Annotated in this window: 15 protein-coding genes; 8 read left to right on the top strand and 7 right to left on the bottom strand. The window is 72.6% G+C overall.

The features are described from left to right. Window positions 1-119 precede the first annotated feature (119 nt). The 3 genes from AMK29_RS11925 (at window position 120) to AMK29_RS11915 (ending at window position 2,922) form a co-directional block, all read left to right on the top strand. Window positions 120-1,580: a DUF2252 domain-containing protein gene (locus AMK29_RS11925; RefSeq protein ID WP_073811570.1), complete on the top strand. Its 1,461-nt coding sequence runs from the start codon at window positions 120-122 to the stop codon at window positions 1,578-1,580. Between the two features lie 122 nt (window positions 1,581-1,702). Then, on the top strand, window positions 1,703-2,521 hold the full coding sequence (locus AMK29_RS11920; protein WP_073811568.1) for a hypothetical protein: 819 nt from the start codon (window positions 1,703-1,705) through the stop codon (window positions 2,519-2,521). Window positions 2,522-2,577: 56 nt separating this feature from the next. Then, the gene (locus tag AMK29_RS11915; RefSeq protein WP_073811565.1) at window positions 2,578-2,922 is read left to right on the top strand and encodes a rhodanese-like domain-containing protein; all 345 of its coding nucleotides are present in this window, start codon (window positions 2,578-2,580) and stop codon (window positions 2,920-2,922) included. 25 nt (window positions 2,923-2,947) lie between these two features. Here AMK29_RS11915 and AMK29_RS11910 read toward each other — a convergent pair whose 3' ends face one another. From AMK29_RS11910 to paaA, 6 genes are all read right to left on the bottom strand, one after another. Beyond that, window positions 2,948-4,081, bottom strand: a complete 1,134-nt coding sequence (locus AMK29_RS11910) for an acyl-CoA dehydrogenase family protein (RefSeq protein ID WP_073811562.1) — start codon at window positions 4,079-4,081, stop codon at window positions 2,948-2,950. Window positions 4,082-4,215: 134 nt separating this feature from the next. Then, window positions 4,216-5,307, bottom strand: coding sequence for a 2Fe-2S iron-sulfur cluster-binding protein (locus AMK29_RS11905; protein ID WP_073811558.1), 1,092 nt, complete (start codon window positions 5,305-5,307; stop codon window positions 4,216-4,218). After that, a complete protein-coding gene (gene paaD, locus AMK29_RS11900; RefSeq protein ID WP_073811555.1) occupies window positions 5,308-5,805 on the bottom strand; it encodes a 1,2-phenylacetyl-CoA epoxidase subunit PaaD in 498 nt (165 codons plus the stop codon). It abuts the gene before it with no gap. Further along, on the bottom strand, window positions 5,799-6,536 hold the full coding sequence (gene paaC / locus AMK29_RS11895) for a 1,2-phenylacetyl-CoA epoxidase subunit PaaC (RefSeq protein WP_073811552.1): 738 nt from the start codon (window positions 6,534-6,536) through the stop codon (window positions 5,799-5,801). Before paaC ends, paaD begins: the two co-directional genes overlap by 7 nt. After that, a complete protein-coding gene (gene paaB, locus AMK29_RS11890) occupies window positions 6,533-6,820 on the bottom strand; it encodes a 1,2-phenylacetyl-CoA epoxidase subunit PaaB (protein WP_015034815.1) in 288 nt (95 codons plus the stop codon). Before paaB ends, paaC begins: the two co-directional genes overlap by 4 nt. After that, window positions 6,817-7,839, bottom strand: coding sequence for a 1,2-phenylacetyl-CoA epoxidase subunit PaaA (paaA, locus tag AMK29_RS11885; RefSeq protein WP_073811550.1), 1,023 nt, complete (start codon window positions 7,837-7,839; stop codon window positions 6,817-6,819). Before paaA ends, paaB begins: the two co-directional genes overlap by 4 nt. 112 nt (window positions 7,840-7,951) lie before the next feature. Between paaA and AMK29_RS11880 the strand changes: the two genes are divergently transcribed. From AMK29_RS11880 to AMK29_RS11870, 3 genes are read left to right on the top strand one after another with little or no spacing between them, the layout of a single operon-like run. Further along, window positions 7,952-8,851 (top strand): DUF5819 family protein, encoded by a 900-nt coding sequence (locus AMK29_RS11880; protein WP_241845298.1) that lies wholly within the window; start codon window positions 7,952-7,954, stop codon window positions 8,849-8,851. After that, a complete protein-coding gene (locus AMK29_RS11875) occupies window positions 8,848-10,101 on the top strand; it encodes an HTTM domain-containing protein (RefSeq protein ID WP_073811548.1) in 1,254 nt (417 codons plus the stop codon). Before AMK29_RS11880 ends, AMK29_RS11875 begins: the two co-directional genes overlap by 4 nt. Beyond that, window positions 10,098-10,799 (top strand): TrmH family RNA methyltransferase, encoded by a 702-nt coding sequence (locus tag AMK29_RS11870; RefSeq protein ID WP_073811546.1) that lies wholly within the window; start codon window positions 10,098-10,100, stop codon window positions 10,797-10,799. The genes AMK29_RS11875 and AMK29_RS11870 overlap by 4 nt, the downstream gene beginning before the upstream one ends. An 81-nt stretch (window positions 10,800-10,880) precedes the next feature. Here the strand turns inward: AMK29_RS11870 and paaN are convergent, their stop codons facing one another. Further along, the gene (paaN, locus tag AMK29_RS11865) at window positions 10,881-12,578 is read right to left on the bottom strand and encodes a phenylacetic acid degradation protein PaaN (RefSeq protein WP_073811543.1); all 1,698 of its coding nucleotides are present in this window, start codon (window positions 12,576-12,578) and stop codon (window positions 10,881-10,883) included. Window positions 12,579-12,702: 124 nt separating this feature from the next. Here paaN and AMK29_RS11860 point away from each other — a divergent pair, with 124 nt between their 5' ends. Both AMK29_RS11860 and AMK29_RS11855 read left to right on the top strand, forming a co-directional pair. Next, on the top strand, window positions 12,703-14,265 hold the full coding sequence (locus tag AMK29_RS11860) for a 3-hydroxyacyl-CoA dehydrogenase (protein WP_073811541.1): 1,563 nt from the start codon (window positions 12,703-12,705) through the stop codon (window positions 14,263-14,265). Next, the gene (locus tag AMK29_RS11855; protein WP_073811539.1) at window positions 14,262-14,855 is read left to right on the top strand and encodes a TetR/AcrR family transcriptional regulator; all 594 of its coding nucleotides are present in this window, start codon (window positions 14,262-14,264) and stop codon (window positions 14,853-14,855) included. The genes AMK29_RS11860 and AMK29_RS11855 overlap by 4 nt, the downstream gene beginning before the upstream one ends. The last annotated feature ends 9 nt before the right edge of the window (window positions 14,856-14,864 follow it).

Raw genomic sequence — 14,864 nt, 5'->3', positions numbered from 1 at the left:
CCACACGGCTTGTCCACAGGGTGCGCGCAAGCGTTGTCCACAGGGGAAGACGCCCGCTCGGGTACGGCGGTACCGTCAGCCTCGGATGATGTTGGACCTTCGCATCGGGGGAGCGTGCCATGGACGAGATCCAGGCCGGAGTACAGGAACAGCGCGATTCGGACCCGCAGCCGGATGGCGGGCGCGTTCCGGACGTACCTGGGTTCGCGCGGCGCGCCGCCCTCGGCGGCAAGACCCTCCACAAGGAGCAGGGCAAGAAACTCAGGGACGTGGTCCCGCGCTCCGCGCACCGTCAGCCGGCGCTCGCCGACGACCGGCCGGACGCGGTCCGGGCCGTCGAGGAGTCGAGCCGCGACCGCGTCCCCGAGCTCACGCCGATAAGGATCGGCAGGATGGCCGCGAGCCCCTTCGCCTTCCTCCGCGGATCCGCCGGGCTGATGGCCCACGACCTCGCCGGCACCCCCGTCACCGGGATAGCCGCCCAGCTGTGCGGTGACGCCCACGCCGCCAACTTCGGTCTGTACGGCGACGCCCGCGGCCGGCTCGTCATGGACCTCAACGACTTCGACGAGACCATCGTCGGCCCCTGGGAGTGGGACCTCAAGCGGCTCGCCACATCCCTGGTCCTCGCGGGCCGAGAGGTGGGCGCGAGCGAGGAGATGTGCCGGGCCGCCGCCTTCGACACCGTCGGCGCGTACCGGCGCACCATGCGCCTCCTCTCCCGGCTCTCCGCGCTCGACGCCTGGAACGCGATTGCCGACGAGGAGCTCGTCTCCCACACCGACGCCCGCGATCTCCTCGGCACCCTGGAGCGGGTCTCCGCCAAGGCCCGCAACAACACGAGCGCCCGGTTCGCCGCCCGGTCGACCGAGACCGTGAGCGACGTGGACGGTGGCGGTCGCAGGTTCGTGGACGCCGCCCCGGTGCTGCGCAGGGTCCCGGACGCCGAGGCCGCCGCGGTCGCCGTCTCCCTCGGCCCGTACCTGGAGACGGTGTCCGAGGACCGGCTGCCGCTGCTCGCCCGGTACGCCGTCCACGACGTGGCCTTCCGGGTGGTCGGCACCGGCAGCGTCGGCACCCGCTCCTATGTCGTCCTGCTCCTCGACCACCGGGGCGAGGCGCTGGTGCTCCAGGTGAAGGAGGCCCGGCCGTCCGCGCTGCTGCCGCACCTGCCGACCGCGGGCTTCACCGTGCCGGAGCCCGGCCACGAGGGGCGCCGGGTGGTGCTCGGACAGAAGCGGATGCAGGTCGTCAGCGACAGCCTGCTCGGCTGGACCACGGTCGAAGGGCGCCCCTTCCAGGTGCGCCAGTTCCGCAACCGTAAGGGCAGCGTCGACCCCGCCGCGCTCACCGTCGAGCAGGTCGACGACTACGGCCGGATGACCGGGGCGCTGCTCGCCCGCGCCCACGCCCACAGCGCCGACCCGCGTCTGATAGCCGGGTACTGCGGCAAGAACGAGGAGTTCGACGAGGCCGTCGCCTCCTTCGCCGTCTCGTACGCGGACCGCACCACCGCCGACCACGCCGACCTGCTCTCGGCCGTCCGCGCGGGCCGCATAGCGGCGGAACTGGGCGTCTGACGCGCGTCGCGAGAGCGAGGGGCGCCGGGGCGGGGGCAGGAGAGGGGGAAGGGGAGGGAGGGGGGAGGCCCCCCCGAGGCCCGTAGGCTGGGGGGACGAGGCGGAACGAGGACTGGGCGGGCGTGGACGTGAGCGTGGACCAGGGTGTCAACGAGGGGCCCGGGGACGAGCGGCCCGAGGCGCGGCTCGAGCGGGCCGTGCGGGTGGCCGAGCAGGCCCTGATCGAGTTCGAGATCGCCGTCGAGACCTTCCGGGTCGAGGTGGACAACTTCTCGCGGCTGCACCACCAGAAGCTCGGCCCGATGTACGCGCGGCTCGATGAGCTCGACGCCCGGATCGCGGAGGCACGGGCGGCGCGCACCGGCGACCCGGAGGACCTGCGGAAGGCGCAGGAGGCGCGGGCCGCGGTCATGCCGATGCCCGGGGTGGACGAGCTGTTCCACGACTGGATCGACTCCGACGGCCTCTCCCCCGAGGCCGAGGCCATGCTCACCGACCGACCGGTGCAGCCGCCGAAGCGGGTCCGCCCGAGCGAGGAGATCCGCAGGCTCTACCGGGAGCTGGCTCGTAAGGCCCACCCCGACCTGGCCCGCGAGGAGGACGAGCGGAAGCGGCGCGAGGAGTTCATCACGCGGGTGAACGCCGCCTACGCCCGCGGCGACGAGGCCCTCCTCCGTGAGCTCTCCGCGGAGTGGGAGGCCGGTCCCGTACCGGCCGAGGAGCGGCTCAGCGAGAGCGAGGAGCTGTACGCGCGTCTGGAGTGGCTGGCGCAGCGCAAGGACATGCTGTCGGCGCTGGCGCGCGAGCTGGAGGAGAGCGCGATCGGCGCGATGCTGCGGATGGCGCCCGACGACCCGGACCGGCTCCTGGAGGAGATCGCGGAGCAGCTGCTCGCACAGGTCTCCGAGCGGGAGACCGAGCTGTCCGAGCTGGTGCAGTAGGTTTTTCCGTGCGCCCGAGTCCCTTCGGGCGGTACTGACGAGAGAAGGCCGGTCCCATGAATTTCTCCCCGTTGCCCTCGGTGGACGCGGCTTCCGTGCCGGCGGATGCCCTGGTGCTGGACGTCAGGGAGGACGACGAGTGGGCGGCCGGTCACGTCGAGGGTGCGCTGCACGTGCCGATGAGTGACTTCGTGGCTCGCTTCGGTGAGGTGACGGAGGCCGTGGCCGAGCGTGGGCGCGCGTATGTGATGTGCCGGGTCGGTGGCCGGTCGGCGCAGGTCACGCAGTATCTGGTGCAGCAGGGCTTCGACGCGGTGAACGTCGACGGCGGGATGCTCGCCTGGGACGGTGCCGGGCGTCCGATGGTGACGGGGAACGGCAGCCCGGCCTTCGTCCTCTGACGCTCGTCCGATGGGCTGCGGCCGCTTAGCCGAGGGGGTGGGCGGCCAGCAGGTCGCCCAGGGCCTCCTCGTGGGCCGCGGCGGGGCCGAGGGACAGTTCCAGGTGCTTGGCCCAGGCGTGGTAGCGGTGCAGGGGGTAGTCGGTGTCCGCGCCGAAGCCGCCGTGCAGGTGCTGAGCGGTCTGCACCACGCGCCGTACCCCTTCGGAGGCCCAGATCTTCGCGACGGCGACGTCCCCGTCGGCGGGCAGCGCTCCCGGGGACGTGCTGGAGAGGCGCCAGGCGGCCTGCCAGAGGGTGGCTTCCATGGCGCGCAGGTCGATGTAGCGGTCGGCGGCCTGGACGGCGACGGCCTGGAACGTGGCCACGGGGTGGCCGAACTGCTCCCGTTTCCCGGTGTACTGGCTCGTCATGGTGAGCACGGCTTCGCCGAGACCGAGGGCGAGCGCGCAGGTGCCGGTGGTGAGGGTCGCGCGGAGCTGTTCCCAGGCTCCTTCGGCGGTGATGACGTGGGTGTCGTCGAGGCGTACGGAGTCGAGGCGCAGTTCGGCGAGGAGTTCGCCGTGGGTGGAGTACTGGGCGCCGAGGTCGAGGCCGGCGTGGGTGCGGGGTAGCAGGGCGAGCACGGTGTGTCCGTCGGCGGTGTGCGCGGGGACGGCGATGAGGTCGGCGCCGTGGGCCCAGGGGACGGCGGTCTGGAGGCCGTCGAGGATCCAGGTGGTGCCGTCGCGGCGGGCGGTGACGGCGCGTTCGGCGGGGTCGTGGCCGGTGCGTCCCTGGGAGGCGGCGGTGAGGACGAGTTCGCCGCGGCAGACGCGGGGGAGCAGTTCGGCGGCGGTGGCCTCGGGGGCGTATCGCTCGACGGTCGTGGCGACGGCGCTGGTCTCCAGGAGGGGGACGCGGGCGAGGACGCGTGCCGACTCGCGCAGGACGAGGCAGAGGGCGACGGGGTCGAGCCCGGCGCCGCCGTGCCGCGGGGACACCGTCAGGCCGAGCAGGTCGGCGGTGGCGAGGCGGGCCCAGAGTGGTCGGTCCAGGTCCTCGGAGACGGCTCCGGGGGTGAGGGCGGGGCTCGGTACCGCGTCGGGGGTGACGCCCGAGAAGACCGCCTTGGCCGCCTCGACGGCCGCTTGCTGCTCTTCGGTGAAGGTGAAGTCCACTGCCCTGCCCTCCCGTTGCTGCCCCTGTTCTACTGACGGGCCGTCAAGATAGAACAGGTTCTAGTGGAAGGGAATGGCTGTGGCGGTGGTGGTGTCCGGGGTCCGGCGCGGGGCCGGAGCGGCGCCGGGGTTCGTCAGCGGTCGAAGTCCAGCTCCACTTCGGGGGTGACCGGGTGGGACTGACAGGCCAGGACGTATCCGGCGTCGGTCTCCTCCGGTTCGAGTGCGAAGTTGCGGTCCATGCGCACCTCTCCGCCGACGAGGAAGGCGCGGCAGGTGCCGCACACCCCGCCCTTGCAGGCGTACGGGGCGTCCGCGCGGGCGCGGAGGACCGTGTCGAGGAGGGTCTCGCCGCGATCCACGGGCCAGGTGCCGGAACGGCCGTGCAGGGTCGCGGTGAGGTTCGCGTGCGCGGGGGCGTCGGCGACGGTGGCCGTGGCGGGCGCGGAGCCGTCGTCGACGTGGAAGATCTCCTGGTGGATCCGTCCGCGGTCGACGCCGAGGCCGCGCAGTGCCTGCTCGGCGCCTTGCACCAGCCCGAAGGGACCGCAGAGGAACCAGCCGTCGATCGAGTCGACCGGCAGCAGTGCCGGGAGCAGCTGGGCGAGCCGCTCGCGGTCGAGACGGCCGGAGGGGAGTCCCGCCTGCTGTTCCTCCCGGGAGAGCACGGTGACCAGTTGGAAGCGCTCGGGGTGGCGGTCCTTCAGGTCGGCGACCTCGTCGAGGAACATCGTGGAGGCGGCGGTGTGGTCGCTCCGGACCAGACAGAACCGGGCTTCCGGCTCGCGGGCGAGCAGGGTGGCCGCGATCGACAGGACCGGGGTGATGCCGCTGCCGCCGACGACGGCGGCGAAGTGGCCGGGGCGGGGGGTGAGCGAGAAGCGGCCCATGGGCTCCATGACCTCGACGAGGTCACCGACCATCAGTTCCTTGAGCGCGTACGTCGAGAACGAGCCGCCGTCGACGAGTCGGATGCCGACGCGCAGGACGGGGGGTTCGCCGGGCGGGGAGGCGGGTGCGCTGATCGAGTAGGTGCGGCGGATCTCCTCTCCTCCTTCGCCGGTGCGGCGGAGGGCGAGGTGCTGGCCGGGGAGGTGCCGGTACGCCTCGTGGAGCTCGGGCGGGACCGCGAAGGTGACGGCCACGGAGTCGTCCGTGAGCCGCTCGACCTCGCTCACCCGGAGCGGATGGAACCCGGCCCGGCCGGCGGCGCCTGAGGTCGCCATCTACAGCTCCTTGAAGTGGTCGAACGGTTCGCGGCAGGCGGTGCAGCGGCGCAGTGCCTTGCACGCGGTCGAGGAGAAGCGGCTCAGGAGCTCGGTGTCGGTGGAGCCGCAGTGGGGGCAGCGGATCGCCAGGGTCAGTGGCACGGGTCCTCCGGCCGGGCCCTGGGGGCGGGGTGGGGCGACGCCGAACTCGGCGAGCTTGCGGCGTCCTTCCTCGCTGATGTCGTCGGTGGACCAGGCGGGGGCGAGGACCGTGACGACGGAGACCTCGGGCACTCCGTGCTCGTGGAGGGCGCGCTCGATGTCCGAGGACATGGTCTCGACGGCGGGGCAGCCCGTGTACGTCGGGGTGAGGGCGACCTCGACGCGGCCGGGGCCGGTGACGTGGACGCCGCGCAGGACTCCGAGCTCCGCCAGGGTGAGGACGGGCAGCTCGGGGTCGAGGACGGCGCCGGCGACGCGGCTGAGTTCCTCTTCCAGGGCGGTCATGGTCACCATGTCGCCCCCGGGTGGCTGCGGTGGAGGTGCTGCATCTCGGCGAGCATCCGGCCGAAGGGCTCGGTGTGGAGTCCCTGCCGGCCGGCTCCGGCGCGCCAGGCTCCGGTGCGCGGGCCGGAGGGGACGGTGAGCGTGGCTCGGCCGAGGACGTCGGTCACCGATTCCAGCCAGGCGCTCTCCATCGCCGCGTGGTCCACGTCGAGGCCTTCGACGGGCTGGAACAGCTCGCCGGTGTACCGCCAGAGGGCTTCGCAGGCCTGGTGCATCCGCTCGTGGCTCTCGGGGGTGCCGTCGCCGAGCCGCAGGGTCCACTGCTCGGCGTGGTCCCGGTGGTAGGCGACCTCCTTGACGGCTTTGGCCGCGAGGCCGGCGAGGGGCCCGTCGCCGGCCGCCAGCTGCCCGTAGAGGAGGTGCTGGTAGGTGGAGAAGTAGAGCTGTCGGGCGATGGTGTGGGCGAAGTCGCCGTTCGGCTGTTCGACCAGCTGGACGTTCCGGAAGGAACGCTCCTCGCGGAGGTAGGCCAGTTCGTCCTCGTCGCCGACGAGGGAGAGCAGGATCCGGGCCTGGCCGAGGAGGTCGAGCGCGATGTTCGCCAGGGCGACCTCCTCCTCCAGGACGGGGGCGGAGCCCGCCCACTCCCCCAGGCGGTGCGAGAGGACGAGGGCGTCGTCGCCGAGGGCGAGGGCCGCTGCGGTGATCGCGGTGGCCTCGCGCGTGTCGGGGGTGCTCACAGGTGCTTCACCCCCTCCGGGATCTCGTAGAACGTCGGGTGGCGGTAGGGCTTGTCCGCGGCCGGCTCGAAGAAGGGGTCCTTCTCGTCGGGCGAGGAGGCGGTGATCTCCGTGGAGGGGACGACCCAGATCGACACGCCTTCGCTCCTGCGGGTGTACAGGTCGCGGGCGTTGCGCAGGGCCATCTCCGCGTCGGGCGCGTGGAGACTGCCCGCGTGGGTGTGGGACAGTCCGCGGCGGGAGCGCACGAACACCTCCCACAGCGGCCAACCGTCGCTCGTCATGCCTGTGCCTCCCCGTCCTTGCCGGTGTGCTTGTGCTTCTCCGCGTGGGCGGCGGCCGCTGCCCTGACCCAGGCGCCGTCCTCGTGGGCCTGGCGCCGCTTGCTCAGCCGCTGGTCGTTGCAGGGGCCGTTGCCCTTGAGGACGTCCCGGAACTCGGCCCAGTCGATCGGGCCGAAGTCGTAGTGCCCGCGCTCCTCGTTCCACCGGAGGTCGGGGTCGGGGAGGGTGAGTCCGAGGGCCTCGGCCTGCGGGACGGCGATGTCGACGAAGCGCTGCCGCAGCTCGTCGTTGGAGTGGCGCTTGATCTTCCAGGCCATCGACTGGGCGGAGTGCGCCGACTCGTCGTCCGGGGGGCCGAACATCATCAGGGAGGGCCACCACCAGCGGTCCACCGCGTCCTGCGCCATGGCGTGCTGGGCCTCGGTGCCCCGGGAGAGGGCGAGCAGGGCCTCGTACCCCTGGCGCTGGTGGAAGGACTCCTCCTTGCAGACGCGGACCATCGCGCGGGCGTACGGCCCGTACGAGCAGCGGCAGAGCGGGACCTGGTTGGTGATCGCGGCCCCGTCCACCAGCCAGCCGATCGCGCCGACGTCGGCCCAGGTCAGCGTGGGGTAGTTGAAGATCGAGGAGTACTTCTGGCGGCCCGAGTGGAGCTTGTCGAGCAGCTCGTCGCGGCTGGTGCCGAGGGTCTCGGCCGCGCTGTACAGGTACAGGCCGTGGCCGGCCTCGTCCTGGACCTTGGCCATGAGGATCGCCTTGCGCCGTAGCGAGGGCGCGCGGGTGATCCAGTTGGCCTCCGGCTGCATGCCGATGATCTCGGAGTGGGCGTGCTGCGCGATCTGCCGGACGAGCGAGGCCCGGTAGGCCTCGGGCATCCAGTCGCGCGGCTCGATCCTCTCGTCGGCGGCCACGGCGGCGTCGAACACGGCCTCGTAAGCGGCCTGCTCCGCCGCCACGGCCGTGTCCGACACGCCGGGCACGCCCGTGGTCCCTGCCGTCCCTGCCGTCACTGCGGTCATCGGACCCCCTACCGACCGATCGTTCGGTTGAATGACTTCAATGGTGAGTCGACGGCCCGTATGGTGTCAACCCTGTGGATAACCGGGGTGGGCCGATCGGGATCGGGGCGGAATGGACGCGGACGTCGAGAGGGACGCGGCTGACGTGCACGACGACCGTCCCACGGCCCCCGCGGACCCCCTCGACGGCGCCCCGGACACCACTCCCGCGGCGGACCGGGCGACCACCGGGATCATGGCGCTCTCCCTGCCCTACCAGGTCGTGCTCGCCGTGGCGCTGGCCGTCGCCGGGGTGTTCGCCTGCGTCCACCTCGCGATGGTGTTCCTGCACGTGGCGCCGTCCAACACGCTGACCAAACGGCACGGCCAGGCGGTCGACGACTGGGTCTATCCGGAGTTCGAACAGAACTGGAAGCTCTTCGCGCCCAACCCGCTCCAGCAGAACATCTCCGTCGAGGTCCGCGCCGAGCTCGCCGCCGACGACGCCCTGCGCACCACCGACTGGATCGACCTCACCGCCCAGGACGCCGAGGCGATCCGCCACAACCCGATGCCGAGCCACACCCAGCAGAACGAGCTCCGCCGGGCCGTGGACTTCTACCTGAACGCGCACTCCGACGACGACCGCCCCCACGGCTCGCGCGGCCGGCTCTCGGAGGAGTACATGCGCCGGATCGCGATGCTCCGTCTCGACGCCCTCCCCGCCCTCGCGGGCCCCGACGGGCGGCCGGTCGCCGGTGACGTGCGGCGCGTCCAGCTCCGGGTCGTCACCCGGGCCGTCGAAGCCCCCCGGTGGAGCACGGAGAAGACCGACACGGCCCCCTCCTACCGCGACCTCCCGTGGTGGCCCGTCACCGCCGCCGACCTGCCCGCCGGGGCCGACCTCCTCGCCGGAGCCGACCGGAGCCGCGCGGACGCCGACCGGAGCCGCGCGGACGCCGACCGGAGCCGCACGGACGCCGACCGGAGCCGCACGGACGCCGATCGAAGCCGCACGGAGGCGAGCCGATGAGCACGCCGACCCCGACGCTCCCTTCCACGCGCGCGCGTACCCGGGAGCCTCTCGACCGCCGGCTCGCCCGCGCCGTCCAGACCGTCACGGGCCGCTCCCTCGGCCGCTACCAGACCGCCGTCGTGCGGATCGGCTTCTCGCTGACCTGGCTGTTCTTCCTGCTGCGCGAGCTGCCGCACCGGCACGAGCTGTACGGCCCCGACGGCCCCTGGTCGTGGGAGATGGCCCGCCGCCTGATCGCCGACAACCGGTCGTTCACCGTGCTCATGTGGTCGGACGGCCGGATCTGGTTCGAGGTCGTCTACGGGCTCGCCGTGCTCTCCGGCGTGCTCCTCCTGGTCGGCTGGCGCACCCGGGCCGTCTCGGTGGTCTTCATGGTCGGGGTGCTCTCGCTGCAGAACCGCTCCGTCTTCGTGGGTGACGGCGGCGACAACGTCCTCCACCTCGCCGCGATCTACCTCGTGCTGACCCGCTGCGCCCAGGTGTGGTCCCTCGACGCCCGCCGGGCGGCCCGGGACGCCCGCGCCGCCGAATTGGGCGTGCCACCGCGCCCCGATCGCGTCGGCCCGCTGCTGTGGACGGTCCTCGGCGGCTTCCTCCTCGCCACGACCTGGTTCAGCGACGTCACCGGCGAGTGGTGGCTGCCCGTGCTGCTGTGGGTCCTGTGGCTCGGGAACGGCCTGTGGTGGCTGGTCAGCCGGTACGCGCCGGAGGAACCGCGCGCCCTGCTCGACGCCCTCGCCCACCTCGCGCACAACGCCGCCCTCTTCGTGATCATGGCGGAGGTCTGTCTCATCTACGCCACGGCCGGGTGGTACAAGGTCCAGGGCTCGCGCTGGCAGGACGGCACCGCGCTGTTCTACCCGCTCAACCTCGACTACTTCACGCCCTGGCCGGCCCTCTCCGAGCTGCTCGGGACCAGTGGGATCATGGTGATGCTGCTGACCTACGGCACGGTGATCATCCAGGTCGCCTTCCCCTTCACGCTCTTCCACCGCAGGGTCAAGAACGTCCTGCTGGTCGCGATGATGCTGGAGCACGCGGGGATCGCGGTGCTCCTCGGGCTGCCGGTCTTCTCCCTCGCGATGATCTCCGCCGACGCCGTGTTCCTGCCGACGCCCTTCCTGATGGCGCTCGGCGCGTGGGTCGTACGCGGCAGGGACCGGCTGCTGCGGGGGTCGCCCGCCGGGGCGCCGCCCGAGCAGCTCCGTGCGGGTGAGGGACACGGTCCCCGTACCCTCGTCGGGTGAGCACCACCGAAGAGAAGCCCGCAGCCGAGACCGCCGTCGCGCGCGCCTCCGAGGCCGTCGAGCCGGTCCAGTACGACGAGGGCTTCGGCTCCGAGGTCGGCGTCGGGCCGCACCCGCGGCCCTGGCCCGAGGGCGAGCGGTACGACCCCGAGCTGCTCGCCGACGGCGACCGGCGCAACGTCGTGGACCGCTACCGGTACTGGACGCGGGAGGCGGTCGTCGCCGACCTGGACACCCGGCGCCACGACTTCCACGTGGCCGTGGAGAACTGGGGCCACGACTTCAACATCGGTTCGGTGGTACGGACGGCCAACGCCTTCCTGGCGAAGGAGGTCCACATCGTGGGCCGCCGGCGCTGGAACCGCCGGGGTGCCATGGTCACCGACCGCTACCAGCACGTCCGGCACCACCCGGACACCGCGTCGCTGACCTCCTGGGCGGCGGCCGAGGGCATCCCGGTCATCGGCATCGACAACCTGCCGGGCGCCGTACCGCTGGAGCGGACGGTGCTGCCGCGCCGCTGCGTGCTGCTCTTCGGACAGGAGGGCCCGGGGCTCACCGAGGAGGCCCGCGCCCATGTCGAGATGGTCTGCTCGATCGCCCAGTTCGGCTCGACCCGCTCGATCAACGCCGGGGCCGCCGCCGCCATCGCCATGCACGCGTGGGTGCAGCGCTACGCGGAGATCGAGAGCCCGTAGGGCGCCGTCCCGCCGGTAGGGCGGCGAGGCGCGCGCCGACGGACGCGGAGGCCTCCGGAGAAGCCTCCACGCGCGCGTGCCTCAGGCCTGGCGGCGGACCTCCACCACCCGGAAGCGGTTGGAGACGAAGGCGCCGTCGCACAGGGCCGCGTTCGCCGCCGGGTTGCCGCCGGAGCCGTGGAAGTCGGAGAACGCCGCGGTCTGGTTGACGTACACCCCGCCCGTGAGGTTCAGCGAGAGCTGGGCCGACTCCTCCAGGCAGACCTCCTCGACCGCGCGCTCGGTCTCCGCCGAGGTCGTGTAGGCGCCGACCGTCATGGCGCCCTTCTCCCGGACCGTGCGCCGCAGCAGCTCCAGGGCGTCGTCGGTGGAGTCCACCGAGACGGCGAAGGAGACCGGGCCGAAGCACTCCGAGAAGTACGCGGCCTGGGCGTCCGGCTTGGAGCCGTCCAGCTTCACGATGACCGGCGTACGGACCACGGCGTCCGGGTACTCCGGGTTGGCCACCTCACGGGAGGCGAGCGCCACCTCGCCCAGGCCCGAGGCGGCCTCCAGGCGCGCCTTCACGTCCGGGTTGACCAGGGCGCCGAGGAGACCGTTCGCCCGGGCGTCGTCGCCGAGGAGACCGTCGACGGACGCCGCGAGGTCGGCGACGACCTCGTCGTACGACTTGGGGCCCTGGTCGGTGGCGATGCCGTCGCGGGGGATCAGGAGGTTCTGCGGGGTGGTGCACATCTGGCCGCTGTACAGGGACAGGGAGAACGCCAGGTTGGCGAGCATGCCCTTGTAGTCGTCGGTGGAGTCGACCACCACCGTGTTGACGCCGGCCTTCTCGGTGTAGACCTGCGCCTGGCGGGCGTTGGCCTCCAGCCAGTCGCCGAACTCGGTGGAGCCCGTGTAGTCGATGATCCGGATCTCGGGGCGCACGGCCAGGGTCTTGGCGATGCCCTCGCCCGGCCGCTCGACGGCGAGCGCGATCAGGTTCGGGTCGAAACCGGCCTCGGCGAGCACCTCACGGGCGACGCGGACGGTGAGCGCGAGCGGCAGGACCGCGCGCGGGTGCGGCTTGACCAGGACCGGGTTGCCGGTGGCGAGGGAGGCGAACAGGCCCGGGTAGCCGTTCCACGTGGGGAACGTGTTGCAGCCGATCACCAGGGCGACACCGCGGCCGACCGGGGTGAACTCCTTGCTCAGCTCCAGGGGGTCGCGCTTGCCCTGGGGCTTGGACCACTCGGCCCGCCCCGCGGGGGTGCGCGTCTGCTCCGCGAACGCGTACGCCACGGCTTCGAGGCCACGGTCCTGCGCGTGCGGGCCGCCGGCCTGGAACGCCATCATGAACGCCTGCCCGCTGGTGTGCATCACGGCGTGGGCGAACTCATGGGTGCGGGCCGAGATCCGGGCGAGGATCTCCAGGCAGACCAGGGCGCGGGTCTCGGCGCCGGCGTCGCGCCAGGCGCCCGTCCCCGCGCGCATCGCGGGCAGCAGGACGTCGATGTCGGCGTGCGGGTACTCGATGCCGAGGGACGGGCCGTACGGCGAGGTCTCGCCGCCGGTCCAGCCGTCCGTGCCGGGCTGGTCGAGCTCGAAGCGGGTGTTCAGCAGGGCCTGGTGGGCGGCGAGGCCCGCCGCCGCGTCCAGGGAGCCGTCCGCCCCGTACGCCTTCGGGTGCTCGGGGTACGGCGACCAGTAGGCACGGGTCCGGATGGTGGCGAGCGCCTGGTCGAGCGTGGACCGGTGCTTCTCGGCCAGACGGTCGGTGGTCAGCTGAGCGGTGGCCATGGATGGACCAACTCCTCGTCGAGCTGGGCAGGGAGACGCGTACGGAGTTAGAGTAACCGAACGATCGGTCGGGACAAGGGGGTCCGTCGATCCTGTGGAGAACCCATCGGGGAGGATCACCCCTATGAGCGCCAACGTGACCGTCAGGGGGAGCGACGACGTGACCGCCAACGAGCCCACCGCCCTCGCGCATGACCGCACCGTCGCCGTCGTCGGCACGGGGACCATGGGCCAGGGGATCGCCCAGGTCGCCCTGGTCGCCGGCCATCCCGTACGCCTCTACGACAGCGCCCGGGGCCGTGCCGTGGAGGCCGTCGCCGCCCTCACCGCCCGCCTGGACCGGCTCGTCGAGAAGGGCCGCCTGGACGCCACCGCGCGCGAGGCGGCCGTCGGGCGGCTGCACGCGGCCGAGGAGCTCGACGAGCTCGCGGACGCGGCCCTGGTCATCGAGGCGATCGTCGAGCTGCTCCCCGTCAAGCAGCAGCTCTTCGCCGACCTGGAGAAGGTCGTCGGCGACGACACCGTGCTCGCCACCAACACCTCCTCCCTCTCCGTCACCGCCATCGCCGGGGGCCTGCGGCTGCCCGGCCGGTTCGTCGGACTGCACTTCTTCAACCCGGCGCCGCTGCTCCCGCTCGTCGAGGTCGTCAGCGGCTTCGCGACCGACGCGGACGTCGCCACGCGCGCGTACGCGACGGTGAAGGGCTGGGGCAAGACGCCGGTGCGCTGCGCGGACACCCCCGGCTTCATCGTGAACCGGGTCGCGCGCCCCTTCTACGCGGAGGCGCTGCGGCTCTACGAGGAGGGCGTGGCCGACCCGGCGACGATCGACGCGGCCCTGCGTGACTGCGGCGGCTTCCGGATGGGCCCTTTCGAGCTGACCGACCTGATCGGCCAGGACGTGAACGAGGCCGTCACCCGGTCGGTGTGGGAGTCCTTCCACCAGGACCCGAAGTTCACGCCGTCGCTCGCGCAGCGGCGGCTCGTGGAGTCGGGGCGGCTCGGCCGCAAGACGGGCCAGGGCTGGTTCTCGTACGCGGACGGGGCGGAGCGGCCCGAACCGCACACGGCGGCGCCGGCGAAGGCCCCGGCGAAGATCGTCGTCCGGGGTGACCTGGGACCCGCGGAGCCGCTGGTGGGGCTCTTCGAGGAGGCGGGGATCGAGGTCCGGCGCAAGAGGGGCGCCGGGTTCATCCAGCTGCCCGGCCGGGGCGAGCTCATGCTCGCGGACGGGGAGACCTCCTTCGAGTACCACCGTGAGGAGATCGTCTACTTCGACCTCGCGCTGGACTACGCGCGCGCGAGCCGGATCGTCCTCTCCACCAGGGAGGGCACGGCGCCCGAGACCCTGGGCGAGGCAGTGGGCCTCTTCCAGGCCCTCGGCAAGCAGGTCTCCGTGATCGGCGACGTGCCCGGCATGATCGTGGCCCGTACGGTCGCCATGCTGGCCGACCTCGCGGCCGACGCGGTCGACCGGGGCGTCGCGACCGCAGAGGACGTGGACACGGCGATGCGGCTCGGGGTCAACTACCCGGCCGGCCCGCTGGAGTGGGCCGCGAAGGTGGGACACCAGCGGCTGTCGGGCCTCCTGGGAGAGCTGCACGAGCGGTACCCGACGGGGCGGTACGCGCCGAGCCTCGGCCTCGTACGCCGGGGGTACGCCGAGTACGCGAAGGACTCCCGATGACCACCGTGAAGCGCGACACCTACACACCCGAGACGCTGCTCTCGGTGGCCGTCCGGATCTTCAACGAGCGCGGCTACGACGGCACCTCCATGGAGCACCTGTCCAAGGCGGCCGGGATCTCCAAGTCCTCGATCTACCACCACGTGTCCGGCAAGGAGGAGCTGCTGCGGCGGGCGGTCAGCCGGGCGCTCGACGGGCTCTTCGCGATCCTCGACGAGCCGGGCGCCGGGCGCGGCCGGGCCGTCGAGCGGGTCGAGTACGTCACGCGGCGGACGGTCGAGGTGCTGATCGCGGAGCTGCCGTACGTGACGCTGCTCCTGCGGGTGCGCGGCAACACGGGCACCGAGCGGTGGGCCATGGAGCGGCGGCGCGAGTTCGACCACCGGGTGGCCGACCTGCTCAAGGCCGCCGCCGAGGAGGGCGACCTCAGGGCCGACGTGGACATCCGGCTCGCGACCCGGCTCCTGTTCGGCATGATCAACTCGCTGGTGGAGTGGTACCGGCCGCATCCGGACGCGACGGCGGAGCGGGAGCAGCTCGCGGAGACCGTCGCCCGCCTGGCCTTCGACGGGCTGCGGACGGCCCGCTGAGGGACGGCG

Source organism: Streptomyces sp. CB02261 (genome assembly GCF_001905665.1).
Classification (GTDB): Bacteria; Actinomycetota; Actinomycetes; order Streptomycetales; family Streptomycetaceae; genus Streptomyces.
The sequence above is the reverse complement of the archived record's forward strand: the minus strand, read 5'-3'. Positions and strand labels throughout refer to the sequence as shown.

Bases quoted from the DNA above. Each gene is read 5' to 3' on its own strand.
- AMK29_RS11855 (WP_073811539.1), top strand. From the start codon at position 14,262: ATGACCACCGTGAAGCGCGACACCTACACACCCGAGACGCTGCTCTCG.
- AMK29_RS11915 (WP_073811565.1), top strand. From the start codon at position 2,578: ATGAATTTCTCCCCGTTGCCCTCGGTGGACGCGGCTTCCGTGCCGGCG.
- AMK29_RS11925 (WP_073811570.1), top strand. From the start codon at position 120: ATGGACGAGATCCAGGCCGGAGTACAGGAACAGCGCGATTCGGACCCG.
- AMK29_RS11860 (WP_073811541.1), top strand. From the start codon at position 12,703: ATGAGCGCCAACGTGACCGTCAGGGGGAGCGACGACGTGACCGCCAAC.
- AMK29_RS11880 (WP_241845298.1), top strand. From the start codon at position 7,952: ATGGACGCGGACGTCGAGAGGGACGCGGCTGACGTGCACGACGACCGT.
- paaB (WP_015034815.1), bottom strand. From the start codon at position 6,820: ATGACGAGCGACGGTTGGCCGCTGTGGGAGGTGTTCGTGCGCTCCCGC.
- paaA (WP_073811550.1), bottom strand. From the start codon at position 7,839: ATGACCGCAGTGACGGCAGGGACGGCAGGGACCACGGGCGTGCCCGGC.
- AMK29_RS11875 (WP_073811548.1), top strand. From the start codon at position 8,848: ATGAGCACGCCGACCCCGACGCTCCCTTCCACGCGCGCGCGTACCCGG.
- paaD (WP_073811555.1), bottom strand. From the start codon at position 5,805: ATGGTGACCATGACCGCCCTGGAAGAGGAACTCAGCCGCGTCGCCGGC.
- paaN (WP_073811543.1), bottom strand. From the start codon at position 12,578: ATGGCCACCGCTCAGCTGACCACCGACCGTCTGGCCGAGAAGCACCGG.
- AMK29_RS11905 (WP_073811558.1), bottom strand. From the start codon at position 5,307: ATGGCGACCTCAGGCGCCGCCGGCCGGGCCGGGTTCCATCCGCTCCGG.